General features: G+C 69.6%; 19 protein-coding genes. 18 read left to right on the plus strand and 1 reads right to left on the minus strand.

Features of this window, described 5'->3' with window-relative positions; translation table 11 throughout:
- Positions 1–5 precede the first annotated feature (5 nt).
- The 18 genes from ACRWNM_RS33505 (at position 6) to ACRWNM_RS33590 (ending at position 23,457) form a co-directional block, all read left to right on the plus strand.
- Positions 6–1,850: a peptidoglycan D,D-transpeptidase FtsI family protein gene (locus ACRWNM_RS33505; RefSeq protein WP_431972231.1), complete on the plus strand. Its 1,845-nt coding sequence runs from the start codon at positions 6–8 to the stop codon at positions 1,848–1,850.
- Positions 1,851–1,992: 142 nt separating this feature from the next.
- Positions 1,993–3,567 (plus strand): UDP-N-acetylmuramoyl-L-alanyl-D-glutamate--2,6-diaminopimelate ligase, encoded by a 1,575-nt coding sequence (locus ACRWNM_RS33510; protein ID WP_431972176.1) that lies wholly within the window; start codon positions 1,993–1,995, stop codon positions 3,565–3,567.
- 76 nt (positions 3,568–3,643) lie between these two features.
- A complete protein-coding gene (locus ACRWNM_RS33515) occupies positions 3,644–5,236 on the plus strand; it encodes a UDP-N-acetylmuramoyl-tripeptide--D-alanyl-D-alanine ligase (protein ID WP_431972177.1) in 1,593 nt (530 codons plus the stop codon).
- 236 nt (positions 5,237–5,472) lie between these two features.
- Positions 5,473–6,549, plus strand: a complete 1,077-nt coding sequence (mraY, locus tag ACRWNM_RS33520) for a phospho-N-acetylmuramoyl-pentapeptide-transferase (protein WP_357453617.1) — start codon at positions 5,473–5,475, stop codon at positions 6,547–6,549.
- Between the two features lie 49 nt (positions 6,550–6,598).
- Positions 6,599–8,041: a UDP-N-acetylmuramoyl-L-alanine--D-glutamate ligase gene (murD, locus tag ACRWNM_RS33525; protein ID WP_431972178.1), complete on the plus strand. Its 1,443-nt coding sequence runs from the start codon at positions 6,599–6,601 to the stop codon at positions 8,039–8,041.
- Positions 8,038–9,546: a putative lipid II flippase FtsW gene (gene ftsW, locus ACRWNM_RS33530; protein ID WP_431972179.1), complete on the plus strand. Its 1,509-nt coding sequence runs from the start codon at positions 8,038–8,040 to the stop codon at positions 9,544–9,546. The genes murD and ftsW overlap by 4 nt, the downstream gene beginning before the upstream one ends.
- Before the next feature lie 44 nt (positions 9,547–9,590).
- Positions 9,591–10,754: an undecaprenyldiphospho-muramoylpentapeptide beta-N-acetylglucosaminyltransferase gene (gene murG, locus ACRWNM_RS33535; RefSeq protein WP_431972180.1), complete on the plus strand. Its 1,164-nt coding sequence runs from the start codon at positions 9,591–9,593 to the stop codon at positions 10,752–10,754.
- Complete coding sequence (murC, locus tag ACRWNM_RS33540; protein ID WP_431972181.1) at positions 10,751–12,238, plus strand: UDP-N-acetylmuramate--L-alanine ligase; 1,488 nt, start codon at positions 10,751–10,753, stop codon at positions 12,236–12,238. The genes murG and murC overlap by 4 nt, the downstream gene beginning before the upstream one ends.
- A gap of 6 nt (positions 12,239–12,244) precedes the next feature.
- Positions 12,245–12,991: a cell division protein FtsQ/DivIB gene (locus ACRWNM_RS33545; RefSeq protein WP_431972182.1), complete on the plus strand. Its 747-nt coding sequence runs from the start codon at positions 12,245–12,247 to the stop codon at positions 12,989–12,991.
- Positions 12,992–13,357: 366 nt separating this feature from the next.
- Positions 13,358–14,605, plus strand: coding sequence for a cell division protein FtsZ (gene ftsZ / locus ACRWNM_RS33550; RefSeq protein ID WP_431972183.1), 1,248 nt, complete (start codon positions 13,358–13,360; stop codon positions 14,603–14,605).
- 207 nt (positions 14,606–14,812) lie between these two features.
- Positions 14,813–15,541 carry a peptidoglycan editing factor PgeF gene (gene pgeF, locus ACRWNM_RS33555; RefSeq protein WP_431972184.1) on the plus strand — a complete coding sequence of 243 codons (729 nt, stop codon included), beginning with the start codon at positions 14,813–14,815 and terminating at the stop codon, positions 15,539–15,541.
- Positions 15,542–15,584: 43 nt separating this feature from the next.
- Positions 15,585–16,334: a YggS family pyridoxal phosphate-dependent enzyme gene (locus tag ACRWNM_RS33560; protein ID WP_431972232.1), complete on the plus strand. Its 750-nt coding sequence runs from the start codon at positions 15,585–15,587 to the stop codon at positions 16,332–16,334.
- Between the two features lie 187 nt (positions 16,335–16,521).
- Positions 16,522–17,304 (plus strand): cell division protein SepF, encoded by a 783-nt coding sequence (locus ACRWNM_RS33565; RefSeq protein WP_431972185.1) that lies wholly within the window; start codon positions 16,522–16,524, stop codon positions 17,302–17,304.
- A gap of 89 nt (positions 17,305–17,393) precedes the next feature.
- The gene (locus ACRWNM_RS33570) at positions 17,394–17,696 is read left to right on the plus strand and encodes a YggT family protein (protein WP_067785731.1); all 303 of its coding nucleotides are present in this window, start codon (positions 17,394–17,396) and stop codon (positions 17,694–17,696) included.
- 66 nt (positions 17,697–17,762) lie between these two features.
- A complete protein-coding gene (wag31, locus tag ACRWNM_RS33575) occupies positions 17,763–18,614 on the plus strand; it encodes a DivIVA-like cell division protein Wag31 (protein WP_431972186.1) in 852 nt (283 codons plus the stop codon).
- 167 nt (positions 18,615–18,781) lie between these two features.
- Positions 18,782–18,982 (plus strand): hypothetical protein, encoded by a 201-nt coding sequence (locus ACRWNM_RS33580; protein WP_068067639.1) that lies wholly within the window; start codon positions 18,782–18,784, stop codon positions 18,980–18,982.
- A gap of 312 nt (positions 18,983–19,294) precedes the next feature.
- Complete coding sequence (gene ileS / locus ACRWNM_RS33585) at positions 19,295–22,456, plus strand: isoleucine--tRNA ligase (protein ID WP_431972187.1); 3,162 nt, start codon at positions 19,295–19,297, stop codon at positions 22,454–22,456.
- Positions 22,457–22,935: 479 nt separating this feature from the next.
- The gene (locus ACRWNM_RS33590; RefSeq protein WP_431972188.1) at positions 22,936–23,457 is read left to right on the plus strand and encodes an NlpC/P60 family protein; all 522 of its coding nucleotides are present in this window, start codon (positions 22,936–22,938) and stop codon (positions 23,455–23,457) included.
- A gap of 21 nt (positions 23,458–23,478) precedes the next feature.
- Here the strand turns inward: ACRWNM_RS33590 and ACRWNM_RS33595 are convergent, their stop codons facing one another.
- A complete protein-coding gene (locus ACRWNM_RS33595; protein ID WP_357453579.1) occupies positions 23,479–24,366 on the minus strand; it encodes a UTP--glucose-1-phosphate uridylyltransferase in 888 nt (295 codons plus the stop codon).
- Positions 24,367–24,517 lie beyond the last annotated feature (151 nt).

Raw genomic sequence — 24,517 nt, forward strand, 5'->3', positions numbered from 1 at the left:
GGCCGGTGGCATCAGGGACCGCGAGATCGCGCACGGCCGCCGAGCGCCCGGTGCGGTTGCGGCTGGGGGTCGGCCGGATCGTCATGCTGGTCGCGCTGGCCGTCGTCGCGCTCCAATTGCTGTGGATCCAGAGCATTTCCGCGCCGGGCCTGTCCGCGCAGGCGGCCAGCCAGCGCATCGTCCGGCTGACCGACGAGGCCACCCGCGGCCCGATCACCGACCGCAACGGCAAATCGCTGGCCTTCACGGTGTCCGCGAAATCGCTGCACTTCCAACCCGTCCAGGTGCGCAAGACTCTCGAGGCCGCCCGCGCCGAGAGCACCAAGGCGCCCGATCCGGACGAGCGGCTGCGGGCGATCGCGAAGAAGATCCACGACAAGCTCGGCAACAAGGCGCCCACCGAGGCGGAACTGCTCGCCAAGCTGCGCAGCGAAGAGACCTTCGTCTATCTGGCGCGCAATGTGGACTCGCGGATCGCCGCCGAGATCACCGTGGAGTTCCCCGAGGTCGGCGCCGAGCGCCAGGACGTGCGCGAATACCCGGGCGGATCGCTGGCAGCCAATATGATCGGCGCGACCGGATGGGACGGGCACGGCCTGATCGGCCTGGAATCCTCGCTGGACTCGGTGCTCGCGGGTACCGACGGCTCGCACACCTACGACCGCGGTTCGGACGGCGCCGTCATTCCCGGCAGCTGGCGCGACAAGCAGCCCGCCGTGAACGGCAACGGCGTGGAACTCACCCTCGACTCCGACCTGCAGTATTACGTGCAGCAGCAGGTGCAGCAGGCCAGGCAGCAGTCCGGCGCGCAGGGCGCCTCGGCCGTGGTGCTGGACGCCAGGACAGGCCAAGTGCTCGCCATGGCCAACGACAGCACCTTCAATCCGACGCTGGGCCCGCAGAACTGGGGCTCGGCCAAGACCAGCAACCCGTCGGTGAGCGACCCGTTCGAACCCGGCTCGGTGAACAAGATCGTCACCGCGGCCGCGGCCATCGAATACGGGCTCACCACTCCCGACGAGGTGCACCAGGTGCCCGGCTCGATCCGGATGGCGGGCGTCACGGTCGGCGACGCGTGGAACCACGATGTCGCGCCCTACACGACCACGGGCATCTTCGCGAAGTCGTCCAACGTCGGCACCCTGATGCTCGCCCAGCGCGTCGGCGAGGACCGCTACGCGGACATGCTGCACCGCTTCGGTCTCGGCCAGCGCACCGGCGTCGGCCTGCCGGGCGAGTCCGCGGGGCAGGTGCCGTCGCGCGACCAGTGGTCCGGCGGCACTTTCGCCAATCTGCCCATCGGACAGGGTCTTTCGATGTCCACCTTGCAGATGACGGGAATGTACCAGGCCATCGCCAACGATGGCCTGCGTGTCCCGCCGCGCATCGTGAAGGCCAAGATCGCACCGGACGGCACCCGCACCGAGGAGCCGCAGCCGGACGGCATCCGGGTGGTGAGCCCGCAGACCGCGCAGACGTTGCGCCACATGTTCCAGGCGGTGGTGCAGCGCGATCCGATGAACGCCGAACAGAACGGCACCGGCTGGCCCGCCGCGATCGAGGGCTACCGGATCGCAGGCAAGACGGGCACCGCGCAGAAGATCGATCCGGACTGCAAGTGCTACTCCAGCGACAGCTACTGGATCACCTTCGCGGGCATGGCGCCCGCCGACAACCCGCGGTACGTGATCGGCATGATGCTCGACAACCCGGTGCGCAGCTCCGACGGCACCGGCGGCCAGTCGGCCGCGCCGCTGTTCCACAACATCGCGTCGTGGGCGCTGCAGCGTGATCGAATACCGCCGACGACCGCACCGGCGCAGAAGTTCGTCCTGCAGGCTGGTGTGTGATTCCGGCTTGTCGAATCGTCGTATTTCCGCGCTCCGGCGCGGCAACACCGAGGCGCGTTGTTCGCCGATGAGTCCGCGTCGGTAACCTGACTCGTCACCATAGTCCGTGCTGTCCACACATGCCCTGTCCGAGAGGAGCGAGGTGCCCGCGCAGTCCAGCCAGCCCGTGTTGCGGCCGGTCGACCCGCCGTCGACACCGCTGACCACCGTGCTGGAGCTGACCGGCGCCCGCCCGTCGGCGACGGTGCCCGGCGATCTGGTGGTCACCGGGATCGAGCAACGTTCGAACGCGGTGCGTCCCGGCGATCTGTTCGCCGCGCTGCCCGGCTCGCAGTCGCACGGCGCGCGCTTCGCAGGCGATGCCGTCGCCCGCGGCGCGGTGGCCGTGTTCACCGACGCCGAGGGCGCGCGGCTGGCCGGGGAGCTCGGCGTGCCGGTACTGGTGCGCGAGCGGCCGCGCGAGGTGCTCGGCGAGCTCTCCGCGGCGCTGTACGGCAACCCGTCGGAGCGGCTGCGCATCGTCGGCATCACCGGCACCTCGGGCAAGACCACGACCTCGTATCTGGTGGAGGCCGGGCTGGCCGCGGGCGGCCTGTCGACGGCGCTGATCGGCACCATCGAGACCAGGATCGGCGGCCGCCGGGTGCCGAGCGCGCTGACCACCCCCGAGGCGCCGCAGCTGCACGCGATGTTCGCGCTCATGGTCGAGCAGGGCGTGGACGCGGTGGTGATGGAGGTGTCCAGCCACGCGCTGGCGCTCGGCCGGGTCGACGGCGTGCGCTTCGCGGTGGGCGCGTTCACCAACCTGTCTCAGGATCACCTCGACTTCCACGCCGATTTCGAGGACTACTTCGGCGCCAAGCGCAGGCTTTTCGACCCGGCGTCGGCCGTCTCCGCCCGTACCTCGGTGATCTGCGTCGACGACGACTGGGGCCGCCGCCTCGCCGCGAGCTTGGCCGCGCCGACCACCGTCGCGACCACCGGGCCCGCGGACTGGCACGTGGCGGGCGCGGTCGCCGCGCACGGCGGCGAGCAGCGGTTCACCGCCGCCGGGCCGGACGCGAATGTCGATGTGCGGCTGCGTCTTCCCGGCCGCTACAACGTCGCCAACGCGCTGCTCGCGGTGGCCGTGTGCGCCGCGGCGGGCGTCGATCCCGCCGTGGCCGCGCCCGCGCTGGGCTCCGTCGACGTGCCGGGCCGGATGCAGCGCGTCGAGCGCGGTCAGGACTTCCTCGCGGTGGTGGACTACGCCCACAAGCCGGCCGCGCTGGAATCGGTGATCGCCACGCTGCGCGTCCACCTGGCCGCCGACAATCCGGTCGCGCCCGGTCGGTTGGCCGTGGTGGTCGGTGCGGGCGGCGACCGCGACGCGGGCAAGCGACCGTTGATGGGCGAGGTCGCGGCCAGGGGAGCGGACCTGCTGATCATCACCGACGACAACCCGCGCTCCGAGGCGCCCGCCGAGATCCGGGCGGCGATCGCCGGGGGCGCGCTGGCCGTGCCCGCCGACGAGCGCGGCGAGGTCCGCGAGATAGGCGACCGCGCCGCGGCCATCGCCGCCGCGGTGGACTGGGCCAGGCCCGGCGACGCGGTGCTGATCGCGGGCAAGGGCCACGAAGCGGGCCAGGAGATCCAGGGCGTGAAACATCCATTCGACGACCGCGATGTCGTGGCGGACGCCTTGTCGCGCAAGGTGGCCGCGGAGGCGCGGGCATGAACTTTCAGGCGGCACAGCATGTTCAGCGAGCACAGCGAAGTCCGTACGGGACGGACGCGGAGGACTTGACGGTTTCATGATCGAGATGACACTGCGGGAGATCGCGGACGTCGTCGGCGGCACGCTGCACGACGTCCCCGACCCGGAGGTGCGAGTGACCGGTTCGGTGGAATTCGATTCGCGCCGAATCGGTTCCGGTGATCTGTTCCTCGCCCTGCCGGGCGAGCGGGCCGACGGACACGAATACGCGGCGGCCGCGGTGGCCGCGGGCGCGGCGGCGGTGCTCGCCGCGCGCCCGGTCGGTGTGCCCGCCATCGTGGTGACTCCGAGCCCGGGCACGGTGCCCGCGACTTCCGTTGCGCTGATCCATGATTCGGACGGCTCCGGCGCCGCGGTGCTGGCCGCGTTGGCCGCACTGGCCCGCGCCAGCGTCGAACGGCTCACCGCGGCGGGAGCGACGGCCCCGGAGGCGGTAGCGGAGCGTGACCACGGAGGGGCCCGCGAGCGCCGCCAATCGGACACCGCGGCCGGTGGCCTGACTGTCGTCGGGGTCACCGGGTCCTCCGGCAAGACCTCGACCAAGGATCTGCTGGCCGCGGTGCTCGAGCCGCTCGGCCCGGTCGTCGCGCCGCCCGGATCGTTCAACAACGAACTCGGTCATCCATGGACCGCGCTGCGCGCCGACGAGAAGACGCGCTTCCTGGTGCTGGAGCTCTCCGCGCGCGGGCCCGGCCACATCGCGGCGCTCGCCGCGGTGGCGCCGCCGAGCATCGGCGTCATGCTCAATGTCGGCACGGCACATCTCGGCGAGTTCGGCAGCCGCGAGGCCATCGCGCAGACCAAGGGCGAACTCGTCGAGGCGCTGCCCGCGACCGGTCTCGCCGTGCTCAACGCCGACGACCCGCAGGTGGCGGCGATGGCCGCACGCACGCGCGCCAAGGTGGTGCTGGTCGGCCAGGCGGGCAATGCCGACATCAGGGCCACCGACGTGCGCCTCGACGCCGAGGCGCGCGCCCACTTCACGCTGCACACCCCGGCGGGCAGCACGCCGATCCAGCTGGCCGTGCACGGCGAGCACCACGTGGGCAACGCGCTCTCCGCCGCCGCGGTCGCACTGGCCTGCGGCGCCGATCTGGCCACGATCGCGCAGGCGCTCTCGGGCGCCCAGCGGGTCTCGGAGCGCCGGATGGACGTGCGCACCACCGCCGACGGCGTCACCGTCGTCAACGACTCCTACAACGCCAACCCCGACTCGGTGCGCGCCGCGCTCAAGGCGCTGGTGACGATGTCGCGCGCCGGCGAGACGCCGCGGCGCAGCTGGGCCGTGCTGGGCGAAATGGCCGAGCTCGGCGAGGAATCCGTGCTCGAGCACGACGGCATCGGCAGGCTCGCGGTGCGCCTCGACGTGGATCGCCTCATCGTCGTCGGCACCGGAAGGCCCTCCCGCGCGATGCACCAGGGAGCGGTGATGGAAGGCTCATGGGGCGAGGAGTCGGTCCTCGTGCCCGATATCGGCGCGGCCATCGCGCTGCTCGACGACGAGGTCGAGGCGGGCGATGTGGTGCTGGTCAAGGCGTCGAAGTCGGTCGGCCTCTGGGCGGTCGCCGAACACTTGACCGGCGCGGAACGTGCCGCGGGGCGCGACGGCAGCGCGGAGGCAGGGCAGTGAGCGAGCGGAGCGAGCGAGCCATGGGGACAACGGCCATCGGCCGTACGACGGTGCCGAGCGTCAGCGAGGTGCTGGCGTGAGCGAGCGGAGCGAGCGAGCCATGGGCACAGCGGCCATCGGCCGAACGGCGGCGGCGAGCGTCAGCGAGGTGCTGGCGTGAGCGAGCGGAGCGAGCGAGCCATGGGCACAGCGGCCATCGGCCGAACGGCGGCGGCGAGCGTCAGCGAGGTGCTGGCGTGAGGCAGATTCTGTTCGCGGCGGCGATCGCCCTCGCGGTGTCGATTCTGTTGACTCCGCTGCTGATCCAGTTCTTCGCCAAGCAGGGCTTCGGTCAGGAGATCCGGGTCGACGGCCCGGCCAGCCACCAAGCCAAGCGCGGCACGCCGACCATGGGCGGGGTCGCCATCCTGATCGGTATGTGGGCCGGTTACCTCGGCTCGCACCTGATCGGCATCGGCTACGACGCCGAGGGGCCGACCGCGTCGGGCATGCTCGTCCTCGGATTGGCCACGGCGCTGGGCGCGGTCGGCTTCACCGACGACTTCATCAAGCTGCGCAAGCAGCGCAATCTCGGCCTCACCGCCGCGGGCAAGTACATCGGGCAGCTCACCTCGGCGGTGATCTTCGGTGTGCTCGCGCTCCAGTTCCGCGGCGAGAACGGCCTGACGCCCGCCAGCCGCCACCTGTCCTATGTGCGCGACATCAACACGGTGTCGGCCGGGGTGATCATCTTTCTGGCGTTCGTCTGCTTCGTGGTCGTGGCGTGGTCCAACGTCGTGAACCTCACCGACGGCCTGGACGGACTGGCCGCGGGATCGATGAGCCTGGTGCTCGGCGGCTACGTGATCATCACGTTCTGGCAGTACTACCACGCGTGCGCGACCAAGCCCGAGACCGGTTGCTACAACGTGCGCGACCCGCTGGACCTGGCGCTGGTCTGCGCGGCAGGCGCCGCGGCGTGCATCGGCTTCCTGTGGTGGAACGCCGCGCCCGCCAAGATCTTCATGGGCGACACCGGATCGCTGGCGCTCGGCGGTCTGCTCGCAGGCATCTCCATCACCACCAGGACCGAGTTGCTCATGATCGTGATGGGCGCCCTGTTCGTGGCCGAGGGCGTGTCCGTGGTGTTGCAGGTGGCGGTCTTCCGCACCACCCGCAATCGATTGTTCAAGATGGCGCCGTTCCATCACCACTTCGAGCTCAGCAAATGGGCCGAGACGACTGTGATCATTCGGTTCTGGCTCTTGGCCGCCATGGCCTCGGCAGTCGGCCTCGGTCTGTTCTACAGCGAATACCTCTCCGCGGTCGGGTGAACTAGCGATGGTCGAACATTCTCCGCGGGCCCTTCGATCTCCGGGGCCCATGCTCGAATTCCTGCGTGGCCGTGACGTGCTCGTCGCGGGCTGGGGCGTCTCCGGTCGCTCGCTGGTGGAACCGCTGCGCGATATCGGCGCGCATCCGGTGGTCACCGACGCGGGTGCCAAGGCGCTCGCCGAGGCCGCCGAACTCGGCCTGGAAGTGGCCACCTGCGTGGATCTGGAATCCGCCGACCTGAGCCGCTTCGCGCTGGTCATCACCAGCCCGGGCTGGCGGCCGGACTCGCCGGTGCTGGTCTCCGCGGTCACCGAGGGCATCCCGGTGTGGGGCGACGTCGAATTCGCCTGGTGGGTCGACCAGGCCAGGATCTACGGCCCGGTGCGCAAGTGGCTGGTGGTGACCGGCACCAACGGCAAGACCACCACCACCCAGATGACCCACTCGATCCTGCGCGCCGCGGGCATCGCCAGCGTCGCCTGCGGCAATATCGGCACCCCGATCCTGGACGCGCTGCGCCGCAATCCCGGCCCGCAGGTGCTCGCCGTGGAACTGTCCTCGTTCCAGCTGCATTGGGCGCCCTCGGTCCGGCCGGAGGCGGGTGTGGTGCTGAATGTCGCCGAGGATCACCTGGATTGGCACGGCGGCCTCGACGCCTACGCGGCCGCCAAGGCTCGGGCGCTGGTCGGCCGGGTCGGCGTGGTCGGTCTGGACGATCCGGTGGCTGCCTCGCTCGCCCGTCGCTCCAAGGCCCGCCGCACCGTCGGCTTCCGCATCGGCGTGCCCGCCGACGGCGAGCTCGGCGTGGTGGACGGCAAACTGCTCGACCGCGCGTTCACCAAGGCGGCGATCCTGGCCGAGGTCGGCGACATCAGCCCGCAGGGGCCCGCCGGTATCGCCGACGCGCTCGCCGCGGCCGCGCTGACCAGGGCCATCGATGTGGCGCCGCAGTTCGTCAAGGAGGGACTGCAGGACCACAAGGTCGGCCCGCACCGGGCGGCCTTCGTGCGCGAGCTGGCAGGCGTCGAATTCGTCGACGACTCCAAGGCCACCAATCCGCACGCCGCGCGCTCCTCGATCCTGGCGCACTCGCAGGTCATCTGGATCGCGGGCGGCCAGCTCAAGGGCGCGGGTGTGGAGGACCTGGTCGAGGAGGTCGCCGACCGGCTCGTCGCGGCGGTGCTGATCGGGTCCGACGCGCCGGTGATCGCGGCCGCGTTGGCGCGACACGCGCCCGAGGTCCCCGTCGTCGAGGTGCGCGCGGGGGACGATGCTGTGATGGCTGACGACCCGTCCAGATCCGACAAGGCCGACGCGGTCATGGCGCAGGCCGTGCGCGTCGCCGCCGGATTCGCCCGCGCGGGAGACACCGTGCTGCTGGCTCCCGCGGCCGCATCCCTCGACATGTTCGCCGACTACACCCACCGCGGACGCAGTTTCGCCACCGCGGTGCACACGCTGGAAGACGGTGACATCGGGCGGCAGCTATGACGGAGACGACGCGGCGGCTGCGCGGTGCCAAGACCGAGCCGAAGGGCTCGCGTGGCGCGCAGGCGCCCGCGGCCCGGTTCGTGGCCTGGCTGGCGCGCCCGCTCGCGTCGTTCCATCTGATCGTCACCATCGCGACGCTGCTCACCGTGCTGGGGCTGGTGATGGTGCTCTCGGCCTCCAGCGTCGAGGCCTATGCCGAGCGCGGTTCGGCGTACTCGCTGTTCGTCCAGCAGGCCATGTTCGCCGCGCTCGGCTGCGTGCTGTTCTATCTCGCGCTGCGCATTCCGATACGCAGGCTGCGGCAGTGGTCGTTCCCGATGTTCGCGACGTCGGTGCTCGCGCTGGTGCTGGTGCTCATTCCCGGCATCGGCAGCGAGGTCCAGGGCTCGCGGCGCTGGTTCGACCTCGGTCCGGTGTCGGTGCAGCCCTCCGAGATCGTCAAGGTGACGTTCGTGGTGTGGGGCGCGCACCTGCTGGCCTCGCGCCGCTCGGAGAAGGCCACGCTGAAAGACCTTCTGGTGCCGCTGGTTCCGGCGGGCATGCTGGTGTGTCTGCTCGTGGTGCTAGAGCCCAACCTGTCCACCACCATCGCGCTCGGCATCGTGCTGGCCGCGCTGCTGTGGTTCGGCGGGCTGCCGGTGCGGCTGTTCGTCACCATCGCGGTGTCCGGCGTCGTCGCCGCGGGGGTGCTCGCGCTCTCCGCGGGCTACCGCTCGGATCGCATGCGCGCCTTCTTCAATCCCGGCGAGGACCCGCAGGGCATCGGCTACCAGGCGCGCCAGGCGCAGTACTCGCTGGCCGACGGCGGCATCTGGGGCCGCGGGCTCGGGCAGAGCCGAGCCAAGTGGAGCTATCTGCCGAACTCGCACAACGACTTCATCTTCGCCATCATCGGCGAGGAACTCGGGTTCCTCGGTTGCGCGCTGGTGCTCGGGCTTTTCGCGCTGTTCGTCTACACCGGCCTGCGCATCGCCAGCCGTTCGGTGGACCCGTTCCTGCGGCTGCTGACCGCGACGGCGACCACCTGGATCACCGCGCAGGCGCTGATCAACGTCGGGTACGTGGTCGGCCTGCTCCCGGTGACCGGTCTGCAGCTGCCGCTGGTCTCGGCGGGTGGCTCCTCGCTGGCCATCACGCTGTTGATGTTCGGCGTCATCGCCAACGCCGCCCGGCACGAGCCGGAGGCGGTGTCGGCGTTGCAGGCCGGGCAGGACGGGCGGTTCAGCCGCCTGCTGCGACTACCCAAACCCGAGGTCTACTCGCCCGCCAAGGCGGAGGCCGCCAGGGCGCGCAGCGCCGCCAAAGCCGCGGCGCAGCGGACCCGAACCGAACGACCCAGGCAATCCGACCGCTCGCGCCAGGCGCAGCCGCGGCGCGGGCAATCCGGCGCACCGGCTCGGCGCCGCTCGCCGGAGAGCAGGGGCACCAGTTCGCTGCGTGCCACCAGGGCCTGGGAGCCGAACTATCCGATGCCACACGCCAGAGAACGGGGAAGATCCAAGTGAGTGCACCGCGGCGCGAGCAACAGGCCCGGAGCAGACAGCCCAGCGTGACCACGGAGGGACCCGAGCGTGCTGCGAATCCAGCCCAGCGGTCCGCGAAGGGATCCGGACTCTCGGTGATCGTCGCGGGCGGTGGCACGGCAGGACACGTCGAGCCGGCCCTGGCCGTCGCCGATGCGCTGCGCCGCCTCGACGATTCGATCCGGGTGACAGCGCTGGGCACCGAACGCGGTCTGGAGACCAGGTTGGTGCCCGAGCGCGGTTACCCGCTCGAGCTGATCCCGCCGGTTCCGTTGCCGCGCAAGCCGACCGCGGATCTGCTGCGGCTGCCCGGCCGGGTGCGCGCGGCGGTGGCCAGGACTCGGGCCGTCGTCGACGCGGTGCAGGCCGACGTGATCATCGGCTTCGGCGGCTACGTCGCGTTGCCTGCCTACTTGGCCGCGGGCCGTGGGTTGCTGCGGCGCAGGCGCGCGGTGCCGGTCGTCGTGCACGAGGCCAACGCCAAGGCAGGCATCGCGAACAAGGTGGGCGCCCGCCGCGCCGCGCGCGTGCTCGCCGCGGTGCCGGATTCCGGGTTGCCGCACGCGGAGGTCGTCGGCATTCCGGTGCGCGCGGCCATCACCACGCTGGACCGCGCCGCGCTGCGCGCCGAAGCCCGCGCGCACTTCGGGCTGCCCGCCGAGGGACCCGTGCTGCTGGTGTTCGGCGGCTCGCAGGGCGCGCGCAGCCTGAACGAGGCGGTGTCGGCCGCCGCGCCGCAGCTGGCGGCGGCGGGCATCTCGGTGCTGCACGCGCACGGCCCGAAGAACACCGTGGAGGTCGCGGAGAGCGACGGCGCGGCCCGCTACGTGGCGGTGCCGTATCTGTCCAGGATGGATCTGGCCTACGCCGCCGCCGACGCGGTGGTGTGCCGGTCGGGCGCGATGACGGTCGCCGAAGTCTCCGCCGTCGGCCTGCCCGCCTTCTACGTGCCGCTGCCGCACGGCAATGGCGAACAGGAATTCAATGCCCGCCCCGTGGTAGCCCAGGGCGGTGGCAGAATTGTCCCCGACGCCGACCTGTCCCCGAAGTACGTGATCGACGAGGTGATACCGCTGCTCATGGACCCCGCAGGGCTGACCGAGATGGGCCGCGCCGCGTCTGGCGCCGGTCACCGCGACGCCGCCGACGAAGTGGCGCGGATCGTGGTGGAATTGGGGCGCGGCCGATGACCGACGAGCGTTCGGCGCTCCCGCCCGAACTGGAGCGGGTGCACATGGTCGGCATCGGCGGGGCCGGAATGTCCGGTATCGCCCGCATCCTGCTCTCCCGCGGCGGCGCGGTGTCGGGTTCGGACGCCAAGGAGAGCCGCGGCGTGCTCGCGCTGCGGGCTCGCGGCGCGCAGGTCCGCATCGGCCACGACGCGGGCGCGCTCGATCTGCTGCCCGGCGGCCCGACCGCGGTGGTGACCACCTACGCGGCCATCCCGAAGACCAATCCCGAACTGGTGGAAGCGAATCGGCGCGACATCCCGGTGCTGCTCCGCCCCGCCGTGCTGGCCTCGCTGATGCGGGGGCACCGCACCCTGCTCGTGTCGGGCACCCACGGCAAGACCTCGACGACCTCGATGCTGATCGTCTCGCTGCAGCACTGCGGCCTCGATCCGTCCTTCGCGGTCGGCGGTGAGCTGAACGAGGCGGGCACCAATGCCCACCACGGCACCGGCGACACCTTCGTGGCCGAGGCCGACGAGAGCGACGGCTCGCTGCTCCAATACGACCCCGACGTCGCGGTGGTCACCAACATCGAATCCGATCACCTCGACTTCTTCGGCTCCGACGCCGCCTACGTGCAGGTGTTCGACGACTTCGCCGACCGGCTCGGCGCGGGCGGACTGCTGGTGGTGTGCCTGGACGATCCCGGCTCGCGAGCGCTGGCCGAGCGGGTCGGTCCCCGCTTGGCGGACAAGGGCGTCCGGGTACTCGGCTACGGCTCCGGCGAACTCGCCGACGCGCTGGTCCCGGTCGGCGTGCGGCTGCACAGCTGGGAGCCGCGCGACGTGGGCGGGCTCGCTCAATTCCAGCTGTCCGACGAATCCGCGCCGCGCACCCTGCGGCTCTCGGTGCCGGGCAGGCATATGGCGCTCAACGCGCTGGCCGCGCTGCTCGCCGCGCGGGCCGCGGGCGCCGACGTCGACGAGATCGTCCAGGGGCTGGAAGGTTTCGGCGGTGTGCACCGGCGGTTCCAGTTCGTCGGCCGGGAGAACGGCGTGCGGGTCTTCGACGACTACGCGCACCATCCCACCGAGGTGCGCGCGGTGCTCGGCGCCGCGGCCGAACTGGTCCAGCAGGAGGCGCGCGACGGAGCGCGCTCGCGTCAGGGCCGGGTGATCGTGGTCTTCCAGCCGCACCTGTACAGCCGCACCGCGACCTTCGCGGAGGACTTCGGCGTGGCGCTGAGCCTGGCCGACGAGGTCGTCGTGCTCGACGTGTACGGCGCGCGCGAGAAGCCGCTGCCGGGTGTGAACGGCGCGCTGGTGGCCCAGTCCGTCACCAAACCCGTGCATTACCAACCGGATATGTCGCGGGTCGGCCGTCAGGTGGCCGGGCTGGCGCGGCCCGGCGACGTGGTGATCACCATGGGGGCGGGCGACGTCACCATGCTCGGCAGCCAGATTCTCGACGGGCTACGGGCGCGTCCCCAGTACGGGCGGTGAGCCGCGATGCGGCCGGGGGGTGAGCGGCGCGAGCGCCGGGCCGCGGGCTGGATCGATCGACTCGATCTGCTGCGGCGGCCCGGCGGTCCGGCCCGGCTGCGCCGGGTGCGGCTGTGGGGGTTGCTCGGCGGGTGCGTGTTCACCGCCGCGCTGTTGATCTTCTGGTTCACGCCTGTGCTCTCGGTGCGCACCGTCGATATCGATGGTCTGTCCGCGGTGCAGGAAGAGCAGGTGCGCGAGCGCCTCGAAATTCCCTCGGGCCGCTCGATGCTGCGCATCGATACCGACGCCATGGCACGACGGGTGGCGAGTATTCCGAAAGTGCGCTCCGCGCGGGTACAGCGGGTGTATCCGTCCACCGTCCGGGTGACCGTGGTGGAGCGGACGCCGGTGCTGTACTTCGAGAGTCCGGAAGGCGCGCATCTGGTGGACGCCGAAAGCGTCGAATTCGCCATCGAAGCCGCGCCCATCGGGGTGGCCGAGTTGATCACCGAACAGCCCGGCGGCGCCGATCCGGTCACCCGCGCCGCGGTCGCGGTGCTGACCGTGTTGCCGCCCGCCCTGAATATCCAGGTGGACGAGGTTGTCGCACGGTCGATTTCGGATATCTCGTTGAATCTGCACGACGGACGCACGGTACTCTGGGGCAGTGCGAACGATGCCGAACGCAAGGCGGCCGTGGTGTTGCCGCTGTTGACGCGGGAGGGAACGGTGTTCGACGTTTCGAGTCCGAATCTGGTCACGGTAAAGTGATCGACACCCATTGTGCCCAGCGAATTTTCGGGGGCGCTCTGCCAGAAGGCGCAGGGCCGCCGCCGGGATGGGGCTCGGGGGGCAACCGTCCAACCATACGGTGTGTGGAGTGGCGAACGAGAGGGATCACACAAGATTCTGTTACTCGTGTCGGCGCGCCTGCGCCCGTATCGCGGCGGCTGCGAATAGCGTTCCGCACCAGTCGGATACTTGACATAACGCTAACCCTGTGGTTGAGGTTTAGGGTTTGCCCGGCCGCGGATCGTGGAGTGAAACGGTCCCGGGCAAAACGACCGAGGGTGTCCCATAGCGAAATGTCCTGAATCCGAAAATGACAGGCTTTAGATCGAAGGAAGGCGAGAGCCCATGACGCCCCCGCACAACTACCTTGCGGTGATCAAGGTCGTCGGTATCGGCGGCGGCGGCGTGAATGCCGTCAACCGGATGATCGAACAGGGACTCAAGGGAGTCGAGTTCATCGCGGTCAACACCGACGCGCAGGCGCTGCTGATGAGCGATGCCGACGTCAAGCTCGACGTCGGCCGTGAGCTCACCCGCGGTCTCGGCGCGGGCGCTGACCCCGAGGTCGGCCGCAAGGCCGCAGAGGATCACAAGGACGAGATCGAAGAGGTGCTCAAGGGCGCCGACATGGTCTTCGTGACGGCGGGCGAGGGTGGCGGCACCGGCACCGGCGGCGCGCCGGTCGTGGCGAGCATCGCGCGCAAGCTCGGCGCGCTGACCATCGGCGTGGTCACCCGGCCGTTCTCGTTCGAGGGCAAGCGCCGCGGCAACCAGGCCGAGGTGGGCATCAATCTGCTGCGCGAGTCCTGCGACACCCTCATCGTCATCCCGAACGACCGGCTGCTGCAACTCGGCGACGCGGCGGTCAGCCTGATGGACGCCTTCCGCTCCGCCGACGAGGTGCTGCTCAACGGTGTCCAGGGCATCACCGATCTGATCACCACCCCCGGCCTGATCAACGTCGACTTCGCCGACGTCAAGAGCGTCATGTCCGGCGCGGGCAGCGCGCTCATGGGCATCGGCTCGGCGCGCGGCGAGGGCCGGTCGGTGAAGGCGGCCGAGGCGGCGATCAACTCGCCGCTGCTCGAGGCGTCGATGGACGGCGCGCACGGCGTGCTGCTCTCCATCGCGGGCGGGTCCGACCTCGGTCTGTTCGAGATCAACGAGGCCGCCTCGCTGGTGCAGGAGGCCGCGCACATCGAGGCCAACATCATCTTCGGTACCGTCATCGACGATTCGCTCGGTGACGAAGTGCGCGTCACCGTCATCGCGGCCGGGTTCGACGGCGGCGGCCCCGCCCGGCGCACCTTCGACCCCGCGACCACGCGCGGCGCCATCGGCTCGGGGCGAGCGGGCGAACTCAGTCAGAGCAGGCCGAGCGAGATCACCGGGTCGACGCGCAGCACCGAGTCCACCACGGCGGGCTCCTCCGCGAGCGTGACCCGCGGCGCCGTGCCGAGCTACCGGGAAAGCGAGCGCGCCCGCCTCTCCGAGCCGACCGTCTCGCACAACAGCCGGTCGCACATCCAGCCGCCGGACGGTGGCGGCGACGACGATGACGACGTCGACGTGCCGTCCTTCATGCGCCGCTGACCCGATCGTCCCGGATCGCGCCGGGACGAGGGCCGAGCCCCGTCGCCCGAGGTGAGGTTCGCCGCACGGCGTGCCGTGCCGCGAGTCCTCCCGGGCGCGAATCAGCCGACCTTCCAGGATGATTCACCGAACGTGCGGCTCGCGGTTCGTTGTCCGAGCCGCGGCGGCGGCCTTCGGAGCCCCGGCTCGCCTACTAGGCTCGGGGACATGACTGCTGCCCACACACTCACCGTCCGACGGGTCACGACGACCAGGGCGGGCGGCTTCTCCGCGCCGCCCTACGACTCGTTCAACCTCGGCGACCACGTGGGCGACGATCCGGTGGCCGTGCGCCGCAACCGCGACCGCCTCGCCGAGGGCATCGGCCTCACCCCCGACCGGCTGGTGTGGATGGAGCAGATCCACGGGCGCGCCGTCGAGATCGTCGACGGGCCGCGCATCGAGCCGGTGCCCGCCACCGACGCTCTCGTCACCACCGTGCCGAACCTGGCGCTCGTCGTGCTCACCGCGGACTGCGTCCCGATCCTGCTCTCCGACGACGAAGCGGGCGTCATCGCCGCCGTGCACGCGGGCCGGATCGGCGCGCGCATCGGCATCGTTCCGCGCGTGCTCGACGCGATGGTGTCGGCCGGAGCCAGGCTCGACCGCGTCGGTGCGTTCCTCGGCCCGGCCGCCTCGGGCGGGCAGTACGAGGTCCCCGCCGCCATGCGTGCCGACGTCGACAAGCACCTTCCCGGCAGTGCGACCACCACCGTCCGTGGCACTCCGGGACTGGATCTGCGCGCAGGCATTCGCAGGCAGCTCACCGAGGCGGGTGTCGCGGCGATCGCGGAAGACCCGCGCTGCACCATCGAGGACAAGACGCTGTTCAGTCATCGCCGCGGCGCGCCGACCGGACGCATGGCGGGAGTGATTTGGATCGAGGGTCCGAAATGACGCGGCCGGGTTCGGGCGCGTCGCCCGGTTCGGGGTGTGGCCGATGACCGACTCGGAAACCGTTGTGGCACAAGTCGACGCGCGTATCGCGGAGCTTTCGGGCAATCTGGACATGCTGCGCGGGCGGATCGACGCCGCCTGCCTGGCGGCGGGCCGGGAGCCGGGCTCGGTGCGGCTGCTGCCGGTGACGAAGTTCTTTCCCGCCGCGGATGTGGCGATCCTGTACGGCCTCGGCTGCCGGGAATTCGGCGAGTCGCGCGAGCAGGAGGCCACCGCGAAGGTGGCGGAACTGGACGAACGTCAAGACATCCGGTGGCACATGATCGGTCGCCTGCAGCGCAACAAGGCCAGGGTGGTCGCGCGCTGGGCGCACACTGTGCACTCGGTGGACAGCGAACGGCTGGCAACGGCTCTTGACAATGGCGCGCTGGCCGCGCTGGATGCTGGTGAGCGCGCCGAACCGGTGCGCGTGCTGCTCCAAGTGAGCCTGGACGAGGACCCGGAACGGGGCGGCGTCGCCCGCGACGATCTCGATCGGCTCGCGGACCAGGTCGCGGCCGCCGAAGGACTGCAGCTCGGGGGTTTGATGGCGATTCCGCCACTCGATGCCGACCTTGATAGCGCATTCGCACGGCTTGCGACTTTGCACACGCTGCTACTCGCCAGACACCCCGGCGCAACCGAGCTTTCTGCAGGAATGTCGGGTGATCTGGAATCAGCGATCGAACACGGTTCGACCGTTGTGCGTGTCGGTACCGCCCTGATGGGCACTCGACCGATAACCTCGGGCTAGCAAAGAAACCTCATCAGTCACATTTGACACATAAGATTGGGACAGAAGAGGGCTGAGCAAGACTTCAACACCCGGCCGCCACCGGGGCCGAAGGAAGGTCGACCAGAATGAGCGAGCGCAGCGAGCGAGGACTCGACGTAGCCACCATCGTGGTCATGACGGTGCCGCGCGGTAGCGGGGTGCAATCATGAGCACGCTGCACAAGTTCAAGGCGTACTTCGGCATGGTTCCGCTCGAGGATTACGAAGACGACTACGTCGACGATCGCGCCCCGCGCGGGAACGAGCGCGGTGGCGCACGGGCGCGTTCCTATGCCGACCGGCCAGGCTACGGCGCCGATCGGTATGCCGAAGATCGTTACGGCGCAGACCGTTTCGACGAGGACGTGGACTACCCCGAGCCCGCCTACAAGTCGCCGTACCAGGCAGGCTACCCGGCGGCGCGCCGCGACGAGTACGCCGACGAGCCCTACGGCGACGATCGCTACGAGTCGTCGCGGCGGCCTACCCGTATCGATGCGGCCCCGTCGACGGGCCGGTTCCGTGCGGGCGGCGGCGCAGGCATGTTGCGGGGAGCCACCAGGGGTGCGCTCGCCGTCGATCCCGACGCCGAGGAGCGGCGGCTGGAGGAGCGCGTGCGCCCCGAGCCCGCGTCCGCTCGCCGGCCAGGGATCTTCGAGGACGGAGGTCCCTTGTCCAAGATCACGACGCTGCGTCCGCGCGATTACAGCGAGGCCCGCATCATCGGCGAGCGCTTCCGTGAGGGCAATCCGGTGATCATGGACCTGGTCGATCTGAGCAATGCCGATGCCAAGCGACTGGTCGACTTCGCGGCCGGCCTAGCCTTCGCCCTGCGTGGTTCGTTCGACAAGGTCGCGACCAAAGTGTTCCTGCTCTCACCGGCGGATGTCGACGTATCGGCCGAGGAACGACGCAGGATCGCCGAAACCGGCTTCTACAACCAGAAATAGCGGTCTGATCCGGGGGGTTCGTCGGTCTTGTCGCGCGCGGGGCGGTGTGGTCATTTTGCGCAACGCCGATTTTCGGGCAGAGTGAAGTCGTGGCCTTGTTCGCGGTGCTGTACTTCGTACTGTTCATCTTCTGGCTGTTGCTGATCAGCCGGGTGATCGTCGAGTTCGTTCGTAGCTTCGCCCGTGACTGGCGACCGACCGGTGTCGTTGTCGTCATCCTGGAGGTGATCTTCACGATCACCGACCCTCCGGTGAAACTGCTGAGGCGGTTGATACCACCGGTGTCTCTGGGGGGAATTCGCCTGGACCTGTCGATTATGGTCCTGCTATTCATCGTCTTCATCCTGATGTCGATCGTGAGCAGGCTCGGTCAACCGGTAGCTCCGGTATGACAGAATGGGCCAAGATACCTTGCTAGATCTGCTAGATCTCCAAAAGACGCGTGAAGGGATCCTTCCATGCCGCTGACCCCAGCTGATGTGCACAACGTCGCGTTCAGCAAACCGCCGATCGGGAAGCGCGGCTACAACGAGGATGAAGTAGATGCCTTCCTGGATCTCGTGGAGCAAGAGCTCTCGCGTCTGATCGAGGAGAACGCGGATCTGCGCCAGCGGGTCGGCGAACTCGATGCGGAACTGGCCGACGCCAAGAAGAACCGGCAGGCCGCCCCCGCGACCGTCAAGGCCCCGGTGCAGCAGGCTCCCCCGCCGGAACCGATCAAACCCCCGGTGCCTGCACCCCCGCCCGCGCCGATGCCCGCGCCCGCGCCCGCACCGAAGGACGCCCCCGGCGCCGACGCGAACCTGCAGGCCGCGAAGGTGCTCAGCCTCGCCCAGGAGATGGCGGACCGGCTGACCAGCGACGCGAAGACCGAGGCGGAGAATCTGCTCTCCAACGCGCGGGCGAACTCCGAGCGACTGGTCGGCGATGCCAGGACCCGTTCCGAGGCGATGATCACGGACGCGCGCCAGAAGTCCGACGCGATGCTGTCGGACGCGCAGACCCGCTCGGACAGCCAGCTGCGCCAGGCCAAGGAGAAGGCCGACGCGCTGCAGGCCGACGCCGAGCGCAAGCACACCGAGATCATGGCGACCATCACCCAGCAGCGCAGCGTGCTGGAGAGCCGGATCGAGCAGCTCAAGACCTTCGAGCGCGAGTACCGCGTGCGGCTGAAGTCGTACCTGGAGTCGCAGCTCGAGGAGCTCGAGAACCGCGGCTCGGCGGTCCCGGTGGACGGCGGCGAGGCCTTCGCCGACGTGAACACCGCGAACAACCTCGCGCCCGCGTCGTTCGCCAAGGGCGGCAAGTAATTCCGCCCTGCGCGGCCCCCGGCCGCGGCCGGTCGCCGAAGTCGTTGTTCGAGTAGCCAGAGGTACAGTCGAATCGCCTGGCATGCCTGACGGACCGAGCCGGACGGAGTCGAGCGACAGTCCGCGCGTGGCCGGGCCGAAGGCTGAGGGACGCCGAGGGGGTCATCATGCTCGTCCTGACGCTCGTTCTCGCCGCGATCGGCTTTGCCCTGCTCGTCACCGCGCTGACCACCGGGTCGGTGCTGTGGGCGTGGGGATGCATCGTCGTGTGCGTCATCGGCGCGGTGTTGCTGCTGGTGAGCGCTCTTTCCATGCGCAGGCCCGACAACGACGCACCGCCGCCGCCAGGGCGGCACGCCAAACGCTGAGGCCGGGCGCGGGAATATCGTTTGCCCGGACTGGTTAGAATCGAGACAGAACGGCGCCGATCCGGCCATCACCGGGGAGCCTTCGGAAGAACGGCGTCGCCCCGCCTCCCCGCGGAGGGAGCGCGCGGCGCTCAGTAGAACCGAACGGGTGAGCCCGTCACAGCTCGCAACGAGCGGTCCGGCGGTCCCGATGGGGCTGGCCAGGACAAACGGGGTGGTACCGCGGTTTCGGCGCACCGGGCGCCGAGGTCGTCCCCGTGCCAACCACTGATACGCGCCTGCGGCGCGGTGGCACGAGGAGACGCATCCGCGATGGCGGACGACAGCAAGAGCGCATACCCCCGCGTGGATCTGGGCGCAGGCTCCGGGGCGAGCTTCCCCGAGCTGGAAGAACGCGTGCTCGACGCATGGGCGGCCGACGACACCTTCCGCGCCAGCATCGAGAACCGCTCCGGTGCAGCCGAGTTCGTCTTCTACGACGGTCCGCCCTTTGCCAACGGTCTGCCGCATTATGGTCATTTGCTGACCGGCTATGTGAAAGATTTGATCCCACGTTTCCAGACGATGCGCGGCAATCGTGTCGATCGTCGTTTCGGATGGGACTGTCACGGACTGCCCGCGGAAATCGAAGCGGAAAAGCAGCTCGGTATCACGGACAAATCACAGATCGACGCCATGGGGTTGGCGGAATTCAATGCCGCCTGCAAATCCTCGGTGCTCCGCTACACCGGGGAATGGCGCGACTACGTCACCCGCCAGGCCCGCTGGGTCGACTTCGACAACGACTACAAGACCCTCGATCTCGACTTCATGGAGTCGGTGATGTGGGCGTTCAAGTCGCTCTACGACAAGGGCCTGATCTACCAGGGCTTCCGGGTGCTGCCCTACAGCTGGTACGAGCAGACGCCGCTGTCGAACCAGGAGACCCGCCTGGACGACGCCTACAAGATGCGCCAGGACCCGGCCGTCACCGTCGACATGGCGCTGCGCGTGCCCGCCGAGCACCCGCTGCGCGACCTCGACGGCGCCAACGCCCTCATCTGGACCACCACGCCGTGGACCCTGCCGTCCAACCTGGCCATCGCCGTGCACCCCAACGTGCGTTACGTGCACCTGAGCGCCGCCGACGGCAAACGCTATCTGCTTGCCGCCGAGCGGGTTTCGCACTACGCCCGGGAGTTCGGCGAGGAGCCGACCGTGCTCGGCGAGTTCGACGGCGCTGCGCTGGCCGGTCTGTCCTACGCGCCGCCGTTCGACTTCTTCGTCGGCCACCCGAACGCGCACCGGGTGCTCAACGCCGACTACGTGACCACCGATTCCGGTACCGGCATCGTGCACCTGGCCCCCGCCTTCGGTGAGGAGGACATGGAGGTCGCCGCGGCCAACGGCATCGAGATCGTGCAGCCGCTGGATCCGGGCGGCAAGTTCACCTCGATGGTGCCGCCGTACGAGGGCCTGATGGTCTTCGACGCCAACCCGGTGATCATCAAAGACCTCAAGGCCGCGGGAAAGCTGTTGCGGCACGAGACGATCGAGCACTCCTACCCGCACAGCTGGCGCTCCGGGCAGCCGCTGATCTACATGGCGGTGCCGTCCTGGTTCGTCGCCGTGACCAAGTTCCGCGACCGGATGGTGGAGCTGAACAAGCAGATCACCTGGGTGCCCGAGCACATCCGCGACGGCCAGTTCGGCAAGTGGCTGGAGGGCGCGCGCGACTGGAACATCAGCCGCAACCGCTACTGGGGCAGCCCGATCCCGGTGTGGGTGTCCGACGATCCCGCCTACCCGCGCGTCGACGTCTACGGCTCGCTGGACGAGCTGGAGCGCGACTTCGGCGTGCGCCCGACCGATCTGCACCGGCCGATGATCGACGAGCTGACCAGGCCGAATCCGGATGATCCGACCGGAAGGTCGACCATGCGCCGGGTGCCGGAGGTGCTGGACTGCTGGTTCGAGTCCGGCTCGATGCCGTACGCGCAGGTGCATTACCCGTTCGAGAACAAGGACTGGTTCGACGGTCACAGGAGCGGAGCCGGCGGAGCGACCGAAGGGCACTTCCCCGGCGACTTCATCGTCGAGTACAACGGGCAGACCCGCGGCTGGTTCTACACCCTGCACGTCCTGTCGACCGCGCTGTTCGACAGCCCGGCCTTCAAAACCGTTGCCGCGCACGGCATCGTGCTCGGTGACGACGGGCTGAAGATGAGCAAGTCGAAGGGCAACTACCCGGACGTGAACGAGGTGTTCCACCGGGACGGCTCCGACGCGATGCGCTGGTTCCTGATGAGCTCGCCGATCCTGCGCGGCGGCAATCTCATCGTCACCGAGCGCGGCATCAGGGAGGGCGTCAGCCACGCGCTGCGTCCGCTGTGGAACGCGTGGACCTTCCTGCAGCTGTACGCCTCGAAGCCCGGCGAGTGGCGCACCGATTCGTCGAACGTGCTCGACCGCTACATCCTGGCGAAGCTGGCGCAAACCCGCGACGTGATGACCGAGGCGCTGGAGGTCTACGACATCGCGGGCGCTTGCGAGGAGTTGCGTTCGTTCGCCGACGCGTTGACGAATTGGTATGTGCGCCGGTCGCGTTCGCGCTTCTGGTCGGAGGAACGCGACGCGGTGGACACCCTGCACACCGTGCTCGAGGTGGTCACCAGGCTGGCGGCGCCGCTGCTGCCGCTGATCGCCGAGGTGATCTGGCGCGGGCTCACCGGCGACCGCTCGGTTCACCTGGCCGACTGGCCGAAGGAGGGCGAGCTGCCGGAGGATCCGGAGCTGGTCGCCGCCATGGACGAGGTGCGCATGGTCTGCTCGACGGTGCTGAGCCTGCGCAAGGCCAAGAACCTGCGGGTGCGGCTGCCGCTGGCCGAGGTCACCATCGCGGCGGGCGATGCCGAGCGGCTGCGTCCGTACGCCGACATCATCGCCGACGAGGTCAACGTCAAGAAGGTCGATCTGACCACCGACGTCGCCGTGCACGGGCGCTTCGAGCTGGCCGTGAACGCCCGTGCCGCGGGCCCGCGCCTCGGCAAGGACGTGCAGACGGTGATCAAGGCGGTCAAGGCGGGGGAGTGGTCCGAGGGCGCCGACGGTGTCGTCAGCGCCGCCGGAATCGCCTTGCTCCCTGAGGAATACACGCAGCGGCTGGTCGCCGCCGAGCCCGAGTCCACCGCGGCGCTGCCGGGTAACGCGGGTCTGGTGGTGCTGAACTCGGTGGTCACCGAGGAGCTGGAGGCCGAGGGCTGGGCTCGCGACCTGATCCGCGACCTCCAGGAGACCCGCAAGTCGCTGGGCTTGGACGTCTCCGATCGGATCACCGTGGTCCTCGATGTCCCCATCGAGCGGCTGGCGTGGGCGCAGACCCACCGCGATCTGATCGCGGGCGAGATCCTCGCCACCGCACTCGATTTCGGCGCCGCGAGCGCCGACGCCGCCGAGCTCGTCGGCGGCGTGAGAGCCACGGTGACGAAGGCCTGAGCACATCGTCGGGGTGGGCGGCACCGCCCGCCCCGACGCCTGCTCCCCTTATCGACGCCGATATTCGCGGCGCCCCTTTCGGTCCTCGATTTTCGATGCCGGGTGGCCTGCATTTTCCGCGCGGGGCCCGGTGCCTCGACTTTCTCGGTGTCCTCTGTTTCGCGATCGTCCGACGCATGCTGCCGGTATTCCGCAAGAGTGACATAGATCACACGCTGAGAATTTGCTGGAAACCTGTCCTGCTTCGAGGACGGCGGGGCAGAATCGAGGCCTGTTGCTGTTGGTGCGCTGATTGAGCATTGGTGCAGCAGTAATTTTCCGTGAGGCATGTTCTACCTGATGCGCGCTGGTCGGCCCCGTTGCGTGGCCGGGCATGCGCGGTGGTCTGCGGCTCCACCCCCGATGACGAGGCCGGCGCCGCGGCTTAGCAGGGCCGCTCGATGCGGCCTGTTTGCCGGACCGACAGGAGGGGTGCGTTCATGAACAGAAAACCGTTATGCCGGACAGTCGTCGGGTTCGTCGTCGCTACCTTCGCCACCTTGCTGCTCGCCGGGCCTGCCTGGTCCGACGACCGCAACTTCGTGGGGAGTTCGGGTTCGGCGTCCGGCTCGGGAACGGGCAGCGCCAGTGGCTCGGTGGCGCTCGGCGTGCCGAGTCCGCGCGGCCTCGCCGCGCTCGCCATCGCCATGACCCAGACCGGCAAGCCCTACGAATGGGGCGGCACCGGTCCGAACAGCTGGGACTGCTCCGGGCTTGTGCAGTGGGCGTTCCGGATGGTCGGCGTGAACATGCCGAGGACGACCTGGCAGCAGGCGACCGCAGGCGCTCCGGTGCCGGTCAGTCAGATGGCGCCGGGCGACGTCGTCGTGCTGAACAAGGACGGCTCGCACGTCGGCATCTACGCCGGATTCGGGAACGTCTTCAACGCCTACGGACGCGGGGTGCCGGTCGGCCTCTCGCCGATCCGGCAGTTCGCGATCTACGCCGTCCGGCGCTTCTGACGGCGTGAAAACCGGTGCGGGTCAGGCGAGATGGTCGGTGGCCAGCCCGCGAAGCAGCGGACCGTACTCCGGATGCGCCAACGCCGAGGCGAACTGCGCGACCAGGTAGTCGCCCGGGTTGCCGGTGTCGTACCAGCGGCCGCGGATCACCTGGCCGAACACCGGATTGTCCGACGCGTGCACGTTGATGGCGTCGGTCAGGTAGACCTCGCCGGTGCGGTGCTCGTACCAGGCCGCGGTCTGGCGGCGCAGTTCGTCGATGATCCCCGGGGTCACGACGTAGCCGCCGATGGCGGCGTAGGCCGACGGCGCGTCCTCGGGTTTGGGCTTCTCCATGAGCCCAGTGATGCGCAGCAGGCCGTTGCCCTGGTCGTCGGCGACGACCGGGACGCCGTAGCGCTTGGACTCGGCCGGGTTCATCGGCATCAGCGCGAGCACCGGCGCGGCGGTGGCCTCGTAGGCGTCGATGAGCTGCTGGGCGCGCGGCACCTCGGCGACGAACACGTCGTCGGGCCAGAGCACGAGCATCGGCTCGTCACCCGCGTTGCGGGCGGCGTTGAGGACCGGGGTGCCGTTGCCGTAGGGGCCGTGCTGATCGAGGTAGGTGATGTGGCCGAGGCGGGACAGCTCCCCGACCTCGGCGACGGCGTCGGCGTAGGCGGTCTTTCCGTCTGCGCGCAACTGCGCGACAAGCGCGGGGTTGGGCCGGAAGTGGTCCTGGATCAACGACTTTCCGCCGCTGACGACGATGGTGATGTCGGTGATGCCCGAGGCGACCAGCTCACGGACTGTGTGCTCGATGACCGGCTTGTCGCCGACCGGCAGCATCTCCTTCGGGATGGCCTTGGTCAGCGGGAGCAACCGGGAGCCGATACCGGCCGCCGGGATGACTGCCTTGCGGATCTTCATGTGTCCGATCATCACATACGAACCGGCGGCCAACGCGCCATCCCCGCTCTTCGGCATCGTGTCGGAAATAGCTGGTGCGCTAGGTATCGGCCCTGGTCACGGCCGCTGAAGCGGTTCGATCGCCCGGCCTGCCCAGCGGTGCGGTCACACA

This window comes from Nocardia sp. bgisy134 (assembly GCF_965341865.1).
Lineage (GTDB): Bacteria > Actinomycetota > Actinomycetes > Mycobacteriales > Mycobacteriaceae > Nocardia.